Annotated in this window: 18 protein-coding genes; 11 read left to right on the top strand and 7 right to left on the bottom strand. The window is 73.5% G+C overall.

The genetic code is table 11. The annotated features are described in order from the left end of the window. Positions 1 to 87: 87 nt before the first annotated feature. Positions 88 to 507 carry a YidH family protein gene (locus J1M40_RS02455; RefSeq protein WP_041103054.1) on the top strand — a complete coding sequence of 140 codons (420 nt, stop codon included), beginning with the start codon at positions 88 to 90 and terminating at the stop codon, positions 505 to 507. A gap of 4 nt (positions 508 to 511) precedes the next feature. Next, positions 512 to 835, top strand: a complete 324-nt coding sequence (locus J1M40_RS02450; RefSeq protein WP_206450419.1) for a DUF202 domain-containing protein — start codon at positions 512 to 514, stop codon at positions 833 to 835. A 75-nt stretch (positions 836 to 910) separates the two neighbouring features. Here the strand turns inward: J1M40_RS02450 and J1M40_RS02445 are convergent, their stop codons facing one another. Beyond that, entirely contained in the window at positions 911 to 2,104 is a 1,194-nt protein-coding gene (locus J1M40_RS02445; RefSeq protein ID WP_145950424.1) for an alcohol dehydrogenase catalytic domain-containing protein, read from the bottom strand. Between the two features lie 207 nt (positions 2,105 to 2,311). Beyond that, a complete protein-coding gene (locus J1M40_RS02440; protein WP_206450418.1) occupies positions 2,312 to 3,820 on the bottom strand; it encodes a sodium:solute symporter in 1,509 nt (502 codons plus the stop codon). 182 nt (positions 3,821 to 4,002) lie between these two features. Between J1M40_RS02440 and J1M40_RS02435 the strand changes: the two genes are divergently transcribed. The 6 genes from J1M40_RS02435 to J1M40_RS02410 all read left to right on the top strand — a co-directional run bounded on the left by J1M40_RS02435 (position 4,003) and on the right by J1M40_RS02410 (position 10,736). Then, positions 4,003 to 5,343: a cytosine permease gene (locus J1M40_RS02435; RefSeq protein WP_206450417.1), complete on the top strand. Its 1,341-nt coding sequence runs from the start codon at positions 4,003 to 4,005 to the stop codon at positions 5,341 to 5,343. Then, positions 5,333 to 6,049, top strand: a complete 717-nt coding sequence (locus tag J1M40_RS02430) for a cyclase family protein (RefSeq protein ID WP_342356875.1) — start codon at positions 5,333 to 5,335, stop codon at positions 6,047 to 6,049. Before J1M40_RS02435 ends, J1M40_RS02430 begins: the two co-directional genes overlap by 11 nt. Then, on the top strand, positions 6,046 to 6,615 hold the full coding sequence (locus J1M40_RS02425; protein ID WP_036339896.1) for an XRE family transcriptional regulator: 570 nt from the start codon (positions 6,046 to 6,048) through the stop codon (positions 6,613 to 6,615). Before J1M40_RS02430 ends, J1M40_RS02425 begins: the two co-directional genes overlap by 4 nt. Positions 6,616 to 6,694: 79 nt before the next feature. Beyond that, complete coding sequence (gene speB, locus J1M40_RS02420; RefSeq protein WP_206450416.1) at positions 6,695 to 7,711, top strand: agmatinase; 1,017 nt, start codon at positions 6,695 to 6,697, stop codon at positions 7,709 to 7,711. Beyond that, positions 7,708 to 9,426, top strand: coding sequence for a thiamine pyrophosphate-binding protein (locus J1M40_RS02415; protein WP_020626404.1), 1,719 nt, complete (start codon positions 7,708 to 7,710; stop codon positions 9,424 to 9,426). The genes speB and J1M40_RS02415 overlap by 4 nt, the downstream gene beginning before the upstream one ends. Positions 9,427 to 9,701: 275 nt before the next feature. Beyond that, positions 9,702 to 10,736 carry a 3,4-dioxygenase subunit beta gene (locus J1M40_RS02410; RefSeq protein WP_044659026.1) on the top strand — a complete coding sequence of 345 codons (1,035 nt, stop codon included), beginning with the start codon at positions 9,702 to 9,704 and terminating at the stop codon, positions 10,734 to 10,736. A 55-nt stretch (positions 10,737 to 10,791) separates the two neighbouring features. On the opposite strand, the gene J1M40_RS02405 is transcribed toward J1M40_RS02410, so the two are convergent. After that, positions 10,792 to 11,316, bottom strand: a complete 525-nt coding sequence (locus tag J1M40_RS02405) for a pyridoxamine 5'-phosphate oxidase family protein (RefSeq protein ID WP_020621599.1) — start codon at positions 11,314 to 11,316, stop codon at positions 10,792 to 10,794. Positions 11,317 to 11,383: 67 nt separating this feature from the next. Then, entirely contained in the window at positions 11,384 to 12,259 is an 876-nt protein-coding gene (locus J1M40_RS02400; protein WP_060974014.1) for an inositol monophosphatase, read from the bottom strand. Positions 12,260 to 12,342: 83 nt separating this feature from the next. On the opposite strand from J1M40_RS02400, the gene J1M40_RS02395 reads away from it, so the two are divergent. The 3 genes from J1M40_RS02395 to J1M40_RS02385 are packed head-to-tail and all read left to right on the top strand — an operon-like array spanning position 12,343 to position 14,405. Next, positions 12,343 to 12,714, top strand: a complete 372-nt coding sequence (locus J1M40_RS02395) for a DUF6508 domain-containing protein (RefSeq protein WP_255502829.1) — start codon at positions 12,343 to 12,345, stop codon at positions 12,712 to 12,714. 27 nt (positions 12,715 to 12,741) lie between these two features. Continuing rightward, positions 12,742 to 13,962, top strand: coding sequence for an App1 family protein (locus J1M40_RS02390; RefSeq protein ID WP_043275839.1), 1,221 nt, complete (start codon positions 12,742 to 12,744; stop codon positions 13,960 to 13,962). Next, positions 13,959 to 14,405, top strand: coding sequence for a thioesterase family protein (locus tag J1M40_RS02385; RefSeq protein ID WP_002853740.1), 447 nt, complete (start codon positions 13,959 to 13,961; stop codon positions 14,403 to 14,405). The genes J1M40_RS02390 and J1M40_RS02385 overlap by 4 nt, the downstream gene beginning before the upstream one ends. A 141-nt stretch (positions 14,406 to 14,546) precedes the next feature. Here the strand turns inward: J1M40_RS02385 and J1M40_RS12850 are convergent, their stop codons facing one another. From J1M40_RS12850 to J1M40_RS02370, 3 genes are all read right to left on the bottom strand, one after another. After that, complete coding sequence (locus tag J1M40_RS12850) at positions 14,547 to 15,605, bottom strand: hypothetical protein (RefSeq protein WP_020621603.1); 1,059 nt, start codon at positions 15,603 to 15,605, stop codon at positions 14,547 to 14,549. A gap of 193 nt (positions 15,606 to 15,798) precedes the next feature. Then, complete coding sequence (gene gdhA, locus J1M40_RS02375) at positions 15,799 to 17,139, bottom strand: NADP-specific glutamate dehydrogenase (protein ID WP_020621604.1); 1,341 nt, start codon at positions 17,137 to 17,139, stop codon at positions 15,799 to 15,801. Positions 17,140 to 17,296: 157 nt separating this feature from the next. Next, positions 17,297 to 18,318 (bottom strand): aldo/keto reductase (locus J1M40_RS02370; protein ID WP_241251983.1); only part of this gene is annotated, 1,022 nt, incomplete at its 5' end.

Genomic DNA, 18,318 nt, shown 5'->3' with positions numbered 1-18,318 from the left:
CCATCGGATGGGCGGGCGGGGACGGGCGGCGCCGTCGCGGCCGGGCGCGCCCGACCGGCCAGTCTACGCCGTCGCTACCATGGCCGCATGGACGCAGCAGAGACCCCCGACGGCCCCGAGACCGCCGCCCACGACGGCGGCCGGCCGGCCTGGCAGCACCGCCTCCTGGCGGGCGGGGAGGAGCCGGACCCCCGGTTCACGCTCGCCAACGAGCGCACGTTCCTGGCCTGGGTCCGGACGGCGCTGGCGCTGCTGGCCGGCGGGGTCGCGGTGGAGGCGTTCACCGGCGCCCTCTTCGCGCCGCCGGTCCGGGTGGTGCTGAGCACGGTGCTGCTCGTCCTGGCGGCGCTGCTCGCCCTGGGCGCGGGCGCGCGCTGGCTCCGGGTGGAGCGGGCGATGCGCCGCGGCCGTCCGCTGCCGCTGCCGCTGATCGTCCCGGTCCTCGCGGGGGGCGTCGTGCTGGCCGTCGTGGTGCTGCTGGCCGCCGTCGTCCTGCCGCGGGGCTGAGGCGATGCGTCTGCATCACGACCCGGGGCTGCAGCCCGAGCGCACCGTGATGAGCTGGGGCCGCACGGTCCTGGCGCTGGGCGTCCTCAGCCTCACGTTCCTGAGGTGGTGGCCGGCCGTCGGCGCGTGGGCGTTCGGGCCTGCGGTGGTGGCGGCCGTCGGCGGGGCGGCGGTGCTGGCCACGCAGCGCCGGCGCTACGTGGCGCACGCGGACGGAATCGCGCGGGAGCAGGCCCGGCCGGCCCTGGCGTCGGTGTCCTGCATGGTCGCGCTGGTGGTGGGCTTGGCGGGCCTCGGGATCACCGCCACGCTGCTGCACGCGGCATGATCCGCGGACGACGACGGCGCCCCTCACCTGCGCGGGCAGGTGAGGGGCGCCGTCGTGCCTCCGGGGGCGGACCGCTCAGCGGGCGATCATGCCGTGGGGGTCGATGACGAACTTCTCCAGGGACCCCTGGTCGAACTCCGCATAGGCCTGGGGTGCCTCGTCCAGGGTGATCACGCGCGGGTTGACCATCTCCGTCAGGTACGGCATCCGGTCCCACAGGATCGACATCATCAGCTGGCGGTTGTAGCGCATGATGGGCGCCTGGCCGCCGATGATGTGGGGCGACTTGATCCAGGCCTTGCCGAAGTCCACCGGGAAGGTGCCCTCCTGCTCGGCCTTCGTCTCCGCGATCGGGTTCGGCCCGTAGATGCCGATGATGCCCGTGGCGCCGCCCGGACGGGTGATGTCCAGGACCTGGTTCACGGCGGCGATCGGCTGCATCTCATCGGACGCGGAGCCCAGGCCGTGGGCCTCGGAGCCGACGCAGTCCACCGCGCAGTCCACCATCGGCTCGCCGAGGATGTCGTTCACGGCGTCCTGCAGGTTCTCCGTGGCGGAGAGGTCGATGGTCTCGCAGCCGTGCTTGCGCACCAGTTCCAGCCGCGAGGCGTCCTGGTCGCCCACGATGATGCACGAGGCGCCCAGCAGCCGAGCGGCGGCCGCGGCGCACCGGCCCACGGGGCCGGCACCGGCGATGTAGACGGTGGAGCCGGGCTTGGCGCCGGCCTCCATGAGGCCGTGGAACGCCGTCGGGAGGATGTCCGAGAGCACGGTCAGATCCAGGATCTTCTCCATCGCCTGCTCCTGGTCCGGGAAGCGCAGCAGCTGGAAGTCCGCGTACGGCACGAACAGGTACTCGGCCTGCCCGCCCTGGAAGCCGCCCAGATTGAAGCCGTAGGCGGCGCAGGCCTGCTCCGGGTTGGCGGTCTCACAGATCTCGGTCCGGCCGGCGCGGCAGTTGCGGCAGCGGCCGCAGGCCACGTTGAACGGCACGGAGACGAGGTCACCCTCCTTCAGGAACTGGACGTCGCTGCCGATCTCCAGCACCTGGCCGGTCATCTCGTGACCCAGCACCATGCCCTCGGGCGCGGGGAAGGACCCGCGGTAGATGTGCAGGTCGCTGCCGCAGATGTTGGTCGCGACGATCTTGAGGATGACGCCGTGCGGGGCGGCGGAGCCGTCGGGCATCTCCAGCTTGGGGAAGTCCAGCTCGTCGACGCGCACGTCCTTGATGCCGTGGAATGCCACGGCGCGATTCTTGGTGGTCATGGGAACCGTTGCCTTTCTGTCTCCAGCGAGGCCCCAGGTGGGGCGAGAGACGGGGCGAACCCGAGGGGGAGTCCCGGTCTCAGGCTGTACGGAGACACTAGGGGCCGGGGGGAGCCCGCGGGAAGGGTCGCCCGCCGCCGCCCGCCGCACCACGTGGCCTCGGCCATCGTGTGGGCGTCGGAGGATCACAGGCCCCGGGAGCGTGGGTCAGACCTGCGCTCGGACCGCGGGGTCGACGCCGTGGCGGGAGCGCACCCGCCAGGCCTCGAGGACCGCGGGGTCGGTGGGCCGGGTCATCAGGCTGAGGAGGACGTACACGACGGCGGAGGCGGCCAGACCGACGTAGATCGGCTCGTTCGCGAAAACACCCTCGAAGGGCTCGGCCGCGTTCAGCTCGAGCCAGCCCATGGTGCCGAGGGTGCCCACCGTCCCGGCCACCATGGACCACAGGGCCGCCGTGCCGGTGCCGCGCTTCCACACGAGGCCGCCGACGATCGCGACGAACAGGCCGCCCACGAGGATGTCGTACGCGATGGTCAGGGCCGCCACCACGTCCGGGACGACGATCGCCAGCCCCAGCACGACGGCGCCGAGCAGCAGCACCCAGCCGCGGTTCGAGGCGAGCTCCGCCGCGGTCTCCGGAGCCTGGTCCTCGGCGGTGGCGCCGTCCTCGGACGCGGCGGCCTCGCCGCGGAGGATCGGGAGGATGTCGGTGCGCATCACGGTCGAGGCCGCGATGATCGCCCCCGAGGCGGTGGACATCATGGCCGCGACGGCGGCCGCCAGGGCCACGCCGCCCACGCCGACGGGCAGCAGGTTCTGGGCGACCCACGCGAACACGTCGTCCGTGGCGGCGATGTCCGCGGTGACCGTGCGGGCGGCCATGCCGATCACGGCGCCGGCGACGCCGTACCCGATGCAGTACAGCCCCGCGGTGGCACCGCCGATCTGGGCCACGCGCGGGGAGCGGGCCGTGAACACGCGCTGCCAGACGTCCTGGCCGATCAGCAGGCCGAGGGTGTAGATCACGAAGTAGGTGACGATCGACTGCACGCCGATCCCGTCCCAGCTGAAGAACTCGGCGCCCAGGCGCTCCTGCATGGCGCTCCAGCCGCCGGCGTTGGCCAGGGAGAGGGGGAGCATGAGGGCGAACAGGCCGATGGTCATGATGAGGAACTGGGCCATGTCCGCCAGGGTGATGGACCACATGCCGCCGAGCACGGAGTAGGCCAGCACGATGCCGCCGCCCACCAGGACGGACAGCCAGCGGTCCCAGCCGAAGAGCACCACGAAGATCGACGCGTAGGCGCCCGTGGAGGTGGCGGCGAGCATGAGCGTGTAGGCGAGCATCACGAAGGAGGAGGCGTGCGAGGCCCCGCCGCGGCCGTACCGCAGGCGCAGCATCTGCGAGACGGTGTAGATCTTCAGGCGGGCCAGGATCGGGGCGAACGCCACCGACAGGATGAGCACGCCGACGCCGATGGCGGCCACGAGCCACGCGCCGGAGAGCCCGAACTCGTACCCCAGGCCGACGCCGCCCACGGTGGCGGCGCCGCCGAGCACGACGGCGGCCATGGTGCCGGTGAACAGCACCGGCCCGAGACGGCGGCCCGCCACGAGGTAGTCCTCCGAGCTGGCGGCGCGGGCCTTGCCCCACCAGCCGAAGGCGAGCATGCCGACCAGGTAGACGGCGACGATGGTCAGGTCGAGGGTCACGGGCGGTCCTTGGGGCGAGGGGATCCGGGGCGCCGGATGTGGGGGCGCCGCGGCGGGACAGGAGTGATCGGCGTGTTGCCGATCACACGATCCGGGTCTACGGTAAACACATGTTGCTTATCAGACAACATGTCGTCCAGGGTGACGGGGCGCAGGCTCCGGGCCGAACGAGAGGAGCGCGTGTGTCCGAGCATGTCGTCCAGACACCGCCCCGCGGCACCGTGAGCACGCTCCGCATGCTCCTGATCTGGCTGGCCGCCAACCTCGTGGTCACCACGCTTCTGACGGGGACCCTCTTCCAGCCCGGGGTCTCCTATGCCACCGCCTTGACCAGCATCGTGCTCGGCACCGTCCTCGGCGCCCTTGTCCTGGTGGGGGTCGGGGTCATCGGCGCCCGCACCGGTCTGCCCACCATGGCGCTGACCCGTGCGGCCTTCGGCCACCGCGGATCTCTGTTGCCGGTGACGTTCAACGTGGTGGTCCTGATGGGGTGGTCCTGGGTGCAGGCCATGCTGGCCGGCCTCGCGGTGGACGCCCTGGTGTCCGCGGCCACCGGATTCTCCTCGCCGCTGCTCTTCGCGGTCCTGTGCCAGCTCGTCGTCGTGGCCCTGGCGATCCTCGGGCACGAGGGCATCGCGCGGATCGAACCCTGGCTCGCCCTCGTGATGCTCGCCGTGATGGCCGGGATCTTCGTCACCGCCTTCCGTGCCCACGGCCCGGCCGAGCTGGCGTCGATCCCGGTGGACCCCGCCGTCGGGCTGACTCCCGCCCTCGCCTTCGATCTCGTCTTCGCCACGGCCATCTCGTGGACCGTCCTCTCCGCCGACATCACCCGGAACGCGAGCACCCCGCGCGCGGCCGCGCTGGGCTCCGGCATCGGCTACACCCTGTCCACCGTCATCGCGATGAGCCTGGGCCTCACGGCCTTCGCTCATGTGCTCCGGGGCGACGCCGCGGCCACCCCCTTCGACCCGGCGACCCTCGTCGCGGCCTTCGGGTGGCCGCTGGCCGTGGTGATGTTCCTCTCGGTCATGGCCACGAACACGATGGTGGTCTACGGGATGGCGACGTCGGTCACCCACGCCTCGCTGAGCCGGCCCCTTCCGTTCGTGCCCGTCGCCCTGGTGCTCGGCGCGGTGAGCGTCATCGGTGCGATGTGGTTCGACCTGCTCACCCGCTTCACAGATTTCCTTGCGCTGATCGGCGCCTTCTTCGTGCCGGTGTTCGCCGTGATCCTCGTGGACTACGTGCTCCAGGGCCGCCGCACCACCCTGGACGTGCTCGTGGCCCGTGGCCCGCGCGCCTGGTTCCGCGGGGGTGTGCACGGACGAGCAGTCGCCGTGTGGGCCGTCGGCGCCGCGACGTCGTGGCTGCTCACAGACGTGTGGCCCAGTCCCGTCGGTGCCACCGTCCCGGTGTTCCTCCTGAGCGCCCTGCTCTACGCCCTGCTCGCCTGGCCGCGTCACCGGCCGGAAGCCCGCCCCGAGGCCGGCGCGTCGATCGAGGGACGCCGTGGCGCCTGACTCCGTTGCCCCCCTGCTCCTCTCGCGCCCCCTGGAGGACCGCATGCCCGTGTACCCGGGCGATCCAGGTGTGCGTATCCGCCCCGCCCTCACCGTCGCCCAGGACGGGGTCGCGGTCACGGCCCTCAAGATCGGCTCGCATGCCGGCACCCACGTGGACGCCCCGTGCCACACCGTGCCGGGCGGCCGCACCGTCGAGGGGCTGACCTGGGACGAGCTGTGCGGGGACGCCCTCGTCCTCGGTCTGGCCGGGCTCGCCCCCGGGGAGTCGATCTCCGCCGCGCGCCTGGCCCCCCTCCTGCCCGGCACGGATGCGCAGACGCCCGCCCGACTCCTGATGGCCACGGGCTGGGATCGACACTGGCGCGACGACCTCCTCCGCGCGCGTCATCCCTTCCTCACAGGCGAGGCCGCGGCCATGCTGTGGGATCGTGGCATCCGTCTCTTGGGGGTGGACATGCTCAGTCCCGATCCCACCGGGCTAGCCGGTGAGCCCGACCTTCCTGCCCACGCGGCCTTCCTCGGCGGCGACGGGATCATCGTCGAGAACCTCGTGGGGCTGGACGCGCTCCGCCCCGCAGGGGCGGCGCCGCGCGCCGACTGGTCCGCCCGCCTCCGGCTCGAGGTGCATCCGCTGCCCCTGGCCGGCGGCGACGGCGCCCCGGCCCGCGTCCTCGCCTGGCCGACGTCGGGAGGAACGCGATGAAGGCCCTCCCGCTCGAGACCGCGCCGGGCCAGGCGCTGATCGGCCGCCGGCTGCGCGCGCTGCGCGAGGCGCGGCGGCTCACCGTGGCCCAGCTCGCCGAGGCGGCCGGCGTCAGCAAGGGATTCCTCTCCCGCCTCGAGCGGGACCTGACGAGCCCGTCCGTGAGCACGCTCGTGACCCTGTGCCAGGTGCTCGGCGCGAGCCCGGGCGACGTCCTGGACGCGCCCGAGGTGACGGTCGTGCGCCTCGCCGACGCCCCCGCGGTCAGCCTCGGCGGCGAGGGCATCCGCGAGCGCCTGATCACCCCGCGCGGCAGTCGCGACCTGCAGATCCTGCGCGCGGACATCGCACCGCGCGGCCGCGGGGAGGCGGAGCTGTACACCGTGGACTGCCGCGTGGAGGCGGTGCACGTGGTCACCGGCCGCCTCGAGCTGCGGACCACCGAGGCCGTGCACCTGTTGGAGGAGGGGGACACCGTCACCTTCCCCGGCCGCGAGCCTCACTCGTGGGCCAATCCGGACGACCGCCCCGCCGTCGTGCTGTGGACCCTCGTGGGCCACGCGTGACCCCGTGCGGCACGCCCGCACCGGACAGACCAGACCGACCAGACCGAACCGAACCGAACCGCCCAGAGAGGACATCCAAATGCTCGAGATCCCCCGCGTCGAGGACAACGGCCGCCTCGGCCCCGTGAACTCCGCCCTCGTGCCCCGCTACGGCGGCGCCCCCACCTACGCGCTGCTGCCGCGCCTGGACGAGGCGGCCGCGGCCGGCGTCGCCCCGGAGATCAAGGTGGTCGGTGTCCCGTTCGACGCCGGCGTCTCCTACCGCCCCGGTGCACGCTTCGGGTCCGGCCACGTCCGGCAGTCCTCGCGGCTGCTGCGCCCGTACAACCCCGCCACGGACACCTCGCCCTTCGCGCAGGCCCAGGTGGTGGACGCCGGGGACATGGCGGTGAACCCGTTCGCCATCGGCGAGGCCATCGAGACGATCCAGCAGGACGCGATGGACCTCACCGAGGACGGCTCCTCGCTCATGACCATCGGCGGCGACCACACCATCGCGCTGCCGCTGTTGCGCGCCGCCTCCGCCCGGGCGGGCGAGCCCGTTGCCCTGCTGCACTTCGACGCCCACCTGGACACGTGGGACACCTACTTCGGGGCCGAGTACACCCACGGCACGCCGTTCCGCCGCGCCGTGGAGGAGGGGATCCTGGACACCGAGGCCATCTCGCATGTGGGCACGCGCGGTCCGCTCTACGGCAAGAAGGACCTCGACGACGACCACCGCATGGGCTTCGGCATCGTCACCTCCTCGGACGTGTTCCGTCAGGGCGTGGACGAGATCGTGGACCAGCTGCGCGAGCGCATCGGGGGTCGGCCGCTCTACATCTCGGTGGACATCGACGTCCTCGACCCCGCGCACGCGCCGGGCACCGGCACCCCCGAGGCCGGCGGCATCACGAGCCGCGAGCTGCTCGAGATCCTCCGCGGCCTGCGCGGGCTGGACATCGTGGGCGCGGACCTGGTGGAGGTGGCCCCGGCCTACGACCACGCCGAGCTGACCGGCGTCGCCGCCTCCCACGTGGCGTACGACCTCATCTCCCTGATGGCCGACCGCCGCGCCACCCGCGCGGCCGCCGGTGAGGAGCCGGGCCGATGACGGACGAGCAGACGACGACGGCGGCGGCCCCGCGGCGCAACGGCGGCGACCTCGCCGTCGAGACGCTCCACGCCCTGGGTGCACGGACGGTCTTCGGCATCCCGGGCCAGCACGCCCTCGGCCTCTTCGACGCCCTGTCCCGCTCCCCGCTGGAGTTCGTCTCGAACCGCGTGGAGAACAACGCCGCCTTCGCCGCGGACGGGTACGCCCGGGCCACCGGCGAGGTCGGCGTCCTGTTCCTGTCCACCGGCCCGGGCGCCCTCACCTCGCTGGCCGGCCTGCAGGAGGCCTACGCGACCGGTGTGCCGATGCTCGTGATCGCCTCGCAGATCCCGCTGTCCGGGCTCGGTGCCCGGCGCAAGGGCATGCTGCACCAGCTGGACGACCAGAAGGCCTCGGCCCGCAACGTCACCAAGGCCCAGTTCACGGTCCACCACGCCTCGGGCATCCCCTCCGCCATCCAGGACGCGTGGGCCGAGGCCATCACCGTGCCGCAGGGGCCGGTGTGGGTCGAGATCCCGCAGGACGTGCTGCTCGGCGAGGTCATGGTGCCCCCGGTCGAGGACGCCCTGGCCGTGCCCTACGACCACCCGCCGCGCGCCGAGCTCGTGGCCGAGTCCGTGCGCTGGCTGCGCGGGGCCGGGCGGGTGGCGATCGTGGCCGGCGGCGGTGTGCGCCGCTCCGGCCGGGCCGCGATGGAGAGCCTGCAGGAGGTCGCGGAGCTGCTCCAGGCGCCCGTGGTCTGCTCGCCGGGCGGCAACACCGCCTTCCCGTGGGAGCACCCGCTCAGCCTCGGCGGCTGGGTGGAGGACCGCCTCGTCACGGACCTGCTCGAGGACGCGGAGGTGCTGCTCGTGGTGGGCTCCTCGCTCGGCGAGGTCACCTCGAACTACTTCACGCTCGAGCCGCGCGGCCGCCTCATCCAGGTGGACGCGGAGCCGCGCGTGCTGGAGACCAACCACCCCACGCTGGGTGTGCGCGCCGACGCCGGCCAGGCGCTCGACGCCCTCGCCGCGGCGCTGCGCGAGTCGGGCTCGGTGGCGCAGGACGCCGCCGTCTGGCACGGCCGCACCCCGGCCGAGGTGGTCGCCGACGTCAACGCGCGCATCACCGCCCGGCTCGACGCCCAGGACCTCGGCGTGGAGCGCCGGCTCCTGGCGGACATCCGCGCCGCCGTCCCGTCGACCATGCAGACGTACTGGGACATGACCATCGCCGCCTACTGGGCGTGGAACTGCTGGGACGCGCAGGACGGCGAGTTCCACTCGGCGCAGGGCGCCGGGGGGCTCGGCTACGGGTTCCCGGCCGCGTTCGGCGGCGCGGTGGGCCTGGCCCACCAGGGACGCACCGGGATCGACGGGCGCGTGCTCGCCGTCGCCGGCGACGGCTCGGCGATGTACTCCATCGCCGAGCTCGCGGCCGCCAGGCAGCACGGCGCGGCGGTGACGTGGCTGATCATCGACGACGGCGGGTACGGCATCCTGCGCGAGTACATGGAGGGCGCGTTCGGCAAGGCCACGGCCACCGAGCTCGACCGGCCGGACTTCCAGGCCCTCGCCGCCTCCTTCGGCGTGCCCGCCGAGACGGTGGGAGTGGGGGACGTGCGCGGCGCGCTCGAGCGCTCGTTCCAGGCGGACGGGCCGAACGTCGTCGTGGTGCAGACCCGCCTGGCGATGTGGGCGCCGAGCCACCTGGGGGAGGCCCCGGAGGTCTGAGGCGGCCCGGCGCCGGAATCGCTGACTCGACCCTGAGAGTGTGCGCCACCTTTCCAGGTGCATGTTTCAGCAACGGAGCTGGACCGGCAGGTAGTTGAGGCGTCGACCGAGGCGCCGGCGGTCCCGCCCGTGTCAGAAACCGCCCAGGAGATGTCCTGGAACCATCCCGCCGATCTCACGAAAACGTCCGGCATCCGTTGCCATGCTGGCCTCTCGACGCGGTCCGCCACCCGGCGGGCGCCCCACGAGAGGAACTCCATGGCCCCTGGCTCTCGATCCGCTCCCGCCGTCCCTTCCCCCAGGTCTCCGAGGGAGGCGAGGCCCCCGCCGTCACGCCCACCTTCGAGGGCCGGGCCTTCCACCGCCCGGCCGAGGACGTCGAGGACCAGGGCGCCGCCTTCGACGTCGGCACGCTCGTCTCCCGCCGCAACGCGCTGGGCATCTTCGGCGCGGGGGCGGGAGCCCTCGTCCTCGCCGCGTGCGGTGTCCAGGAGGGCGCCTCGTCCTCCTCCGGCTCGACGTCGGCGAGCGCCGGCTCCTCGTCACCCGCGGCCTCCTCCTCGTCGGCGGCGAGCGCCTCGCCGTCCGCCACCCTGACCGAGATGGTCACCGAGAACGCACGCCCGTACCCGGGCGGCGGCTCCAACGGCCCGGACGTGCTCGACGCGTCCGGCATCGAACGTTCCGACCTGACCACGAGCATCGACACGGGCACCGCCGCCGAGGGCGTCCCGCTGAGGGTGACGATGAACGTGATCGACATGGCCAACGGCGACGCCGCCATGACCGGCGCCGCCGTGTACCTCTGGCACGCCGACGCGCAGGGCCGCTACTCGATGTACTCGGACGGCATCACGGAGGAGACCTACCTGCGCGGCGTCCAGGTGGTGGGCGACGACGGCACGGTCACCTTCACCACGGTGTGGCCCGGCTGCTACGACGGCCGGTGGCCCCATCTGCACTTCGAGGTGTTCCCCGACAAGGCGTCCATCACGGACGCGACGAACAACGTCCTCACCTCCCAGATCGCCATGCCCGAGGAGCAGTCCGCGCAGGTCTACGCCACCTCGGCCTACGACGGGTCCACGGAGAACTTCGCCGACGTCAGCCTCGAGACGGACAACGTCTTCTCGGACGGCTACGAGACGCAGCTGCCGCAGATCACGGGCTCCGTGGAGAAGGGCTTCGCCATCACCATCGACGTCCCGATCGACACCACCACTGAGCAGGAGCAGGGCGGGATGGGCGGGCCCGGCGGTGGCCAGCCCCCGGCGGGCGGCGAGGGCGGCCAGCCCCCGGCGCAGCCCTGAGCCCGGCGGACGTGGGCTGAGCCGTCCGGCTCAGCCCACGCGTCCTGCCGGCGGCTCAGTCGGTCTGGGACTCGTTGCGCTCGGGGTGCGGGCCGAACACGAAGTGGCGGCCGGACACGCGCTGGACGTCCACGCGGACGTAGAAGTCCTTGAGCGTCGGCACCCACGGTTCGATGCCGAGGGACTCGGCCTCCGCGATCTCCGCCTCCGTGTCCAGGCGGCGCGCGGTGCCGTGCACGAGCACGGACCAGGCCTGGTCGGCCAGGATCCCGTCGGCCTGCACCACGACGCGCGGGTTCACCGTGAGCTCGGCGAGCTTCGAGCCGGGCGCGGTGCGGAAGTAGATGGCGCCGTCGTGGGCCCGCACGTTCACCGGCACGATGTCCGGCCGCCCGTCCACGGCCAGCCCGAGGCGCGCGTGGCCCACGCGGCCCAGCAGTCGCCAGACCTGGTCCTCGTCCAGCACCAGGACGGCCTCGCCGTCCGGGTGCTCGAACATCAGGTGGTCCCCGGGCTCCGCGACCGGATCGGGGCGCTGCATCGACGGGGCGTCGTCGGTGTCATGGTGCTGCTGGGTCATCGGGGCCTCCTGGCATGCCGGGACGGGCGCCGTCGGGCGCGGCGCTGAGATCGGGCTCACATCCACTCTATACATGGTCGGTCGCCCGCGAGGCGACGATGTCACCCAGCACCGCCGCCGTCGTCGGCGCCTCGCGGCCCGGGGCGACGGCGAGCGCGAACGGGCACGTGTGGGCGCGCGGGCCGTCGTCGACGAGCCGGCCCGACGACGGCGCGGCCGGGTCCGGCGTGAGCCACCTGCCCCCGGCGCGGCGCAGGATCAGCTGCCCCGCCGCGACGTCCCAGGGCTTGGTGTCCACGTACAGCGCGGCGTCGGCCCAGCCCGCCGCCGTGTGGGCGAGCTCGAGGGCGCCGGAGACGGTGCGGCGCACGGTCGCGTGGGCGGTCACGAGCCGCCCGAAGCGGCGCAGCGCGTCCTCGCCCTCGCGCGCGAGCGCCTCGCCCGCCGGATAGGAGGTCACGAGGTTCTGGGCGCGCTCGCCGCCGGCCGGCGCCGGCCGGCCGACCTCGGCCAGCGGGCGCTCCGGCCCGTCGCCGCGGGTGAGGTAGGCGCCGTCCGCGTCGGCGGAGAACGCCAGCCGGCCCACGGGGTCCAGCACGACGCCGGCCACCACCTCGCCGTCGACCTCGGCGGCCAGGGACACCGAGAACATCGCGAAGCCGTGTGTGAAGTTGGAGGTGCCGTCGATGGGGTCGACGATCCAGGTCAGCCGGGCGGCCTCACCGGTGCCGGCCTGCGCCCCGAGCTCCTCGCCGAGCACGCCGGAGCCGGGGACCGCCGTCGTGAGCGCGGCGACGAGCCGGGCCTCGGTGTGTCGGTCGTGCACGGTGACGAGGTCGTGGTGCGTGGTCTTGGCCTCGGGCCCGATGGCGGTGGGGGAGCGGAAGGCGGCGGCGAGGTCGCCGACGACCGCGCGGGCGGCGTCGAGGGCGATCGCGCGCAGCTCGGCGGCTGTCTCTTATACACATCTGAACCCCCGACGACGACGCCACCCTCACCGGCCCGCAGACCCCCACGCCCCAGCGCGTGGCCGCCGTGCGTGCGCTGCGCGAGCTGCTCGCCGCCGGCTACGGCACCGAGGCCCGGCCGATCGCCTCCTACGGCGCCCCCGCGCCCGGCACCCTCGGCGGCGTCTACCCGGACTACGACGACCGCGTGTTCCCCGGCCTCGTGGCCGCGCAGGAGCTGGCGGGCATCGACGTCGACTACCTGCGGAACGTGGACCGGGTGAGCGAGGCCGGCATCGCCGAGGCGTCCCTGGCCGACCTCGGCACGCTGTTCACCTACCTGGTGCGCGGCGAGCGGTTCGCGGACGGGCACGTGGCCGCCGCGATCGAGAACGGCAAGGTCGGCCGCATGCTGGACCGCCTGACCGCGCTGGTCCCCGAGATCCGCTGAGAGCGCACGGTGCGGAATACTGGGCGCATGCCCGCAGCCTCCGACGCCCCCACGCCCGCGCCCCGGCGCGGCCGCCTGGCCCCTTCCGGTGACCCCACTCCCGTGGAGAACGTCGCCACGCACCTGCAGGAGGGGTGGAACCGTTGGCACCGCGCCCGCGCGCTGCGTGCCGGCAACGTGCCGACGGTCATGGCGTTCACGGGCTACGGCAGCACCAGCTGGGTGCGGATCCTCTCCCGTGTGGTGATCGCCTCCGACGAGGAGTTCATGAACGGCCGTCGGCTGTCGAAGGTGGTGGCGGACGGCGTGCGCGGCTGGCGCAACTTCGTGGCCCCGCCCATGGCCTACGCCGAGGTGGAGGTGCAGGTGGGGGACCTGCGCACCACGGTGCGCACGGACCGGATGGGCGTCGTCGACGTCGTGCTGGACGTCGAGCTGGAGCCCGGCTGGCAGACCGCCACCCTCCACGTCGGCGGCCAAGAGGAGCACGCCGTCATGGACCTGTACATCTGCGAGCCGGGCGCGCGGATCGGCCTGGTCTCGGACATCGACGACACCGTGGTGGTCACCTCGCTGCCCCGCCCCCTGCTGGCGGCCTGGAACTCGTTCGTGATCGACGAGCACGCCCGCACGCCCACTCCGGGGATCGCCGTGCTGCTGCGCCGGATCGCCGAGCTCGAGCCGAAGGCCCCCGTGCTGTACCTGTCCACGGGCGCGTGGAACGTGGCGCAGACCCTCACCCGCTTCCTGGGCCGCAACCTCTACCCGCTCGGCGCTCTGCTGCTGACCAGCTGGGGGCCCACGAGGGACCGCTGGTTCCGTTCCGGTCAGGAGCACAAGAGGGTCCAGCTCGAGCGCCTCGCCGAGCAGTTCCCGGACATCCAGTGGATCCTGGTGGGCGACGACGGCCAGCACGACCCCGAGATCTACGCCGAGTTCGCGCAGCGCCACCCCGACCGGGTCAAGGCGATCGTCATCCGGCAGCTGACCCCCTCGCAGGCGCTGCTCGCGGGCGGTCGGGCGGAGGACACCCGCCATTCCACCCCGGGCATCCCGTGGTGCTACGGCCCGGACGGGGCCACGCTGTCCAATCAGCTCGAGGACCTGGGCATCCTGCCCGTCGAGTTCGTGGACGTGCAGCCCGAGGCCTGGCGCGAGGACATCCTCGGCGACGACGAGGCGCCGGCGACCCTCGACGCCGCGGCGCAGCGCGACGGCCGGTCCGCGGACGAGGAGGCCGCCCGATGACCGCCTCGCGCTCCGTCGAGGTCCGCATCCCGCTGCGCTGGGCGGACATGGACGCCTACGGCCACGTGAACAACATCGCCGTGGTGCAGCTGCTGGAGGAGGCCCGCGTGGCGGCCTTCGGCGTGCCCGCGAACACCGGCGCCGGTGGCGGGCAGGCCCCGCCGATCGACCTGCTCGAGGGGGTGGCCCCCGGTGTGCGGACGTTCATCTCCGAGCACACCGTGAAGTACCGGGCCCAGATGCCCTACCGCCCCGTGCCACTGCGCGTGGTGGTGAGCGTGGACGCCGTGAAGGCCGCCTCGGTGCACGTGGGCTACGCCCTGCACGACGGCGTCGACGACACCCTCTGCGCCACCGCGACGTCCGTCATGGTGTTCGTCGACGGGCAGACGGGCCGCCCCGTGCGCATCAGCCCCGAGCAGCGGGCGGCCCTGGCCGGCTGAGGTGGGCCGAGGTGGGCTGCTGACCGCCTGGCAGCCGCCCAGCGACATCACCGCCGTGCAGCACGGCTGTGATGTCGCAGAGCGGAGGTCGAACGCTCGGGCTCGCGGAGGTCGGGACCGGGCCCGTGGGACGGCCGTGGATCAGACCGAGCGGGGGACGCCCGCGGCGGTGAGGATCCGCGCCAGCCGGTCCGGCCGCAGGAGGTCTCCCCACGTCCAATGCGCGCCCGCCCGGGTGACCAGCTGCAGGGCCACCTCCCGTTCCTTCTCCCGGCGGATGCTGGCGCGGCGGGCCGTGTCGTCACCGTCGAAGAACGACAGGTCGTACTTGCCCAGCCCGTCGAACTCCCCGTACACCCGCACCTGCTCCCACCAGAAGTCCGTGCGGGCCACCTCGCGTCCGTTCGCATCCCGGTGGCGATGCTGCAGCGCCGTGGGCGGGACGAAGCCGAGCTCGTGGATGCTGGCCCGGCTGTAGGACTCGCCGGCGGATTCCGCCCGCGCGTCCGCGAAGTGCCAGGCCCGCTCGAATCGGCGGAGGGCGGCCGCGGATTTGAGTCGGCTCTCCGCCTGCCTCGCCCAGCGTGCGGCCTCCTCGGGCCGGGCTCGGACGAGCGCGTCCAGCGGGGCCACGGCGTCGCGGAACGGGGTGGCCGCCCCCAGCACCAGCAGCACCGTGGGCAGCGGATCCGCCAGGACGGTTCCCAGGCTCTGCCCGTCCGACAGGACGGCCTCGACCGGCTGAGGCGCGGCGGGGGCCGCCTCCGGCAGCCCCCACCGGGGTCGGCGGCGCGGCGGGACGGGAAGCCGGCGATCGTGGGCCACCACGGAGGGGGCGAAGGGACGGCGGGTCAGCGGACCGGCGCCGTGATGCCCGGGCGAGGGGGCGCGCAGCTCGAGCACGGGCGGCTCGACGGCTGGCCCCAGACCGTGCAACCGGGCCGCGGTCAGGCCCGTGAACACCGTCGCGGGGCGGGCGATCGAGAGGGCGACGGCGGACACGACCGCCCTGTCCCACGGACGCAGCGCGGCCCAGTCGCTGACGCTGATGTAGACGCGCGGGCAGAGCCGCACGAGGACCCCGCGGGTCCAGGCGCGTTCGAGACGGCGCCGCGCCGCCCCGTCGTGAGGGTCCGCCGCGCTGAGCAGGGGCCCGCGTCCCGGGAGCAGCGCACGCGAGTGGTCGGAGAGCAGGGTCATGCGGCCCAGTCTCGTGGGCCCGTCGGGGGCGCGACGGGTCGGCCGCGCCGGCGGTGGAGGGCACCCGACGTCGGGGGGCCTGTGCAGGAGCCGGGCGCCCTTGAGCGACCGCCGCCCTGCGACATCACCGCGCGTCAGAACGGCGGTGATGTCGCAGGGCGGCGGAGGATCACGGAAGGGACAGGGCCGGGCCTCAGACCACGCCCTGGGCGATCATCGCGTCGGCGACCTTGATGAACCCGGCGATGTTCGCCCCCGCCACGTAGTTGCCGGGCGTGCCGTACTCCTCGGCGGTCTCCACGCAGCGGTCGTGGATGTCGCGCATGATCTGCTCGAGCCGGTCGTGGGTGTAGTCGAAGCTCCACGAGTCCCGCGAGGCGTTCTGCTGCATCTCCAGCGCCGACGTCGCCACGCCGCCCGCGTTGGCGGCCTTGCCCGGGCCGAACAGCGTCCCGGAGTCGACGAACAGGTGGGCGGCCGCCTCGGTGCAGGGCATGTTCGCGCCCTCGGCCACGGCCTTCACCCCGTTCTTCAGCAGGGTCCGCGCGGCGGACTCGTCGAGCTCGTTCTGGGTGGCACACGGCAGGGCCACGGTGCCCTCGACGTCCCAGACGCTGCCGCCGGTCACGTAGCGGGACCGCCCGCCGCGGCGCTCGGCGTACTCGGAGATGCGGGCACGCTCGACCTCCTTGATCTGCTTGAGCAGGTCCAGGTCGAGGCCGTCCGGGTCCACGATGTAGCCCGAGGAGTCGGACGCGGTGAGCACGGTGGCCCCGAGCGCGGCGGCCTTCTCCGCGGCGTAGATGGCCACGTTGCCGGAGCCGGAGATCAGCACCTGCTGACCGTCCATGGATTCGCCGCGCGTGCGCAGCATGGAGTCGACGAACATCACGGCGCCGTAGCCGGTGGCCTCAGTGCGGACCAGCGAGCCGCCCCACGTCAGGCCCTTGCCGGTGAGGGCGCCGGCCTCGAAGCGGTTGGTCAGTCGCTTGTACTGGCCGAACATGTAGCCGATCTCGCGGGCGCCCACGCCGATGTCACCGGCCGGCACGTCCGTGTGCTCACCGATGTGGCGATGCAGCTCCGTCATGAAGGACTGGCAGAACCGCATGATCTCGCGGTCGGACTTGCCGGCGGGGTCGAAGTCCGAGCCGCCCTTGCCGCCGCCGATCGGCATGCCGGTGAGCGAGTTCTTGAAGATCTGCTCGAAGCCCAGGAACTTGACGATCCCGAGGTACACGGAGGGGTGGAAGCGCAGCCCGCCCTTGTACGGGCCGAGCGCCGAGTTGAACTCCACGCGGAACCCGCGGTTGACCTGCACGACGCCGGCGTCGTCGATCCACGGGACGCGGAAGATGATCTGGCGCTCCGGCTCGCAGAGGCGGTGCATGACCCCGGCCTCGACGTACTGGGGGTGGCGCTGCACCACCGGCCCCAGCGCCTCGAACACCTCGGACACCGCCTGGTGGAACTCGGCCTCGCCGGGGTTGCGCGCGAACACTTCGTCGCGCAGGGTCTCCAGAGACTCATTCATGGTGTCCTCCTCGGACGTCGGGGTAGAGACGCCCCGCGGTGCCCCCGCCGTGGCGCGCCGCGGTCGGAGGAGGCCGCGGTGCCTGACGCCCATCCTGACAGGGAGTGCGCTCTGTTGCCGAAATGAGACGCGGGCCACCCCGGGCCCCGCGTTCGGCTCAGCGCGGCGGCGCCGCCTCGGTGTCGATGCTGGCCTGCTGGCTCTCGCTGTAGCGCGGGCCCGCCACGGTCGCGTCGTTGACGAGGTCGTCCAGCCGGGCGACGTCGGCCGGGGTCAGCCGCACCTCGTGCGCGCCCCGGTCCTCGAGCCAGTGCTCCCACGAGGTGGTGCCCGGGATCGCCAGGACGTCCTTGCCCTGGGCCAGGACCCAGGCGACGGCGAGCCCCGCCGTGCTCGTCCCGAGCCGGACGGCCTCGGCCGAGAGCGCCTCGCGCAGCGTCAGGTTGGCCTCGTAGTGGCCCTCGGCGAAGCGGGGCAGCCGGTGCCGCAGATCTCCCGCGTCCAGCCCGCCCAGCCGCGGCGGCGCGTCCGTGAGCAGGCCGCGGCTGACGGGGGAGAAGGCCACGAAGGCGGTCCCATGGCGGCGGCACGCCTCGAGCACGCCCCACTCGGGGTTGCGGGTGGCGAGGGAGTACTCGGACTGCACGGCCGCGATCGGGTGGACGGCCACGGCCCGGGTCAGGGTGACGGCCGAGACCTCGGACAGGCCGATCGCCCCGATCTTGCCCTCCGTGACGGCCTCTGCGAGCGCCCCCACGGACTCCTCGACGGGGACCTCCGGGTCCAGCCGGTGCAGGTAGTACAGGTCGATCCGGTCCTGGCCGAGCCGGCTCAGGGAGGCGTCCACGTGCGCGCGCAGCGTCTCCGGGCGGCCGTCGATCCGCCGCTGCCCGTCCCGCACGAGCCCGCCCTTGGAGGCGAGCAGCACGCGCTCGCGGACGCCCGACCCCGCCCGGGCGAGCGCGCGCCCCACGAGCTCCTCACTGCGGCCGCCGCCGTAGAGGGTGGCGGTGTCCAGGTGGTCGGTGCCGTCGTCCAGCACGCGGGTGAGCAGGTCGACGGCGGCGTCGTCGTCGAGGAATCCGGAGTAGCCGTGCACGATGTTCATGCATCCGAGGCCGACGGGGTGCACGTCCTTGCCGGCGAGGCGGCGGGGCGCGGCGGGATCGGGCAGGGGGC

Origin of the sequence: Micrococcus sp. KRD026 (assembly GCF_017168445.1) — a bacterium.
In the GTDB taxonomy this organism is placed as follows: domain Bacteria; phylum Actinomycetota; class Actinomycetes; order Actinomycetales; family Micrococcaceae; genus Micrococcus; species Micrococcus luteus.
This window is presented reverse-complemented; position numbering and strand designations above follow the sequence as displayed.

Coding starts and splice junctions, on each gene's coding strand:
- J1M40_RS02455 (WP_041103054.1), top strand. CDS start 88: ATGGACGCAGCAGAGACCCCCGACGGCCCCGAGACCGCCGCCCACGAC.
- J1M40_RS02450 (WP_206450419.1), top strand. CDS start 512: ATGCGTCTGCATCACGACCCGGGGCTGCAGCCCGAGCGCACCGTGATG.
- J1M40_RS02445 (WP_145950424.1), bottom strand. CDS start 2,104: ATGACCACCAAGAATCGCGCCGTGGCATTCCACGGCATCAAGGACGTG.
- J1M40_RS02425 (WP_036339896.1), top strand. CDS start 6,046: ATGAAGGCCCTCCCGCTCGAGACCGCGCCGGGCCAGGCGCTGATCGGC.
- speB (WP_206450416.1), top strand. CDS start 6,695: ATGCTCGAGATCCCCCGCGTCGAGGACAACGGCCGCCTCGGCCCCGTG.
- J1M40_RS02415 (WP_020626404.1), top strand. CDS start 7,708: ATGACGGACGAGCAGACGACGACGGCGGCGGCCCCGCGGCGCAACGGC.
- J1M40_RS02405 (WP_020621599.1), bottom strand. CDS start 11,316: ATGACCCAGCAGCACCATGACACCGACGACGCCCCGTCGATGCAGCGC.
- J1M40_RS02390 (WP_043275839.1), top strand. CDS start 12,742: ATGCCCGCAGCCTCCGACGCCCCCACGCCCGCGCCCCGGCGCGGCCGC.
- J1M40_RS02385 (WP_002853740.1), top strand. CDS start 13,959: ATGACCGCCTCGCGCTCCGTCGAGGTCCGCATCCCGCTGCGCTGGGCG.
- J1M40_RS12850 (WP_020621603.1), bottom strand. CDS start 15,605: ATGACCCTGCTCTCCGACCACTCGCGTGCGCTGCTCCCGGGACGCGGG.
- gdhA (WP_020621604.1), bottom strand. CDS start 17,139: ATGAATGAGTCTCTGGAGACCCTGCGCGACGAAGTGTTCGCGCGCAAC.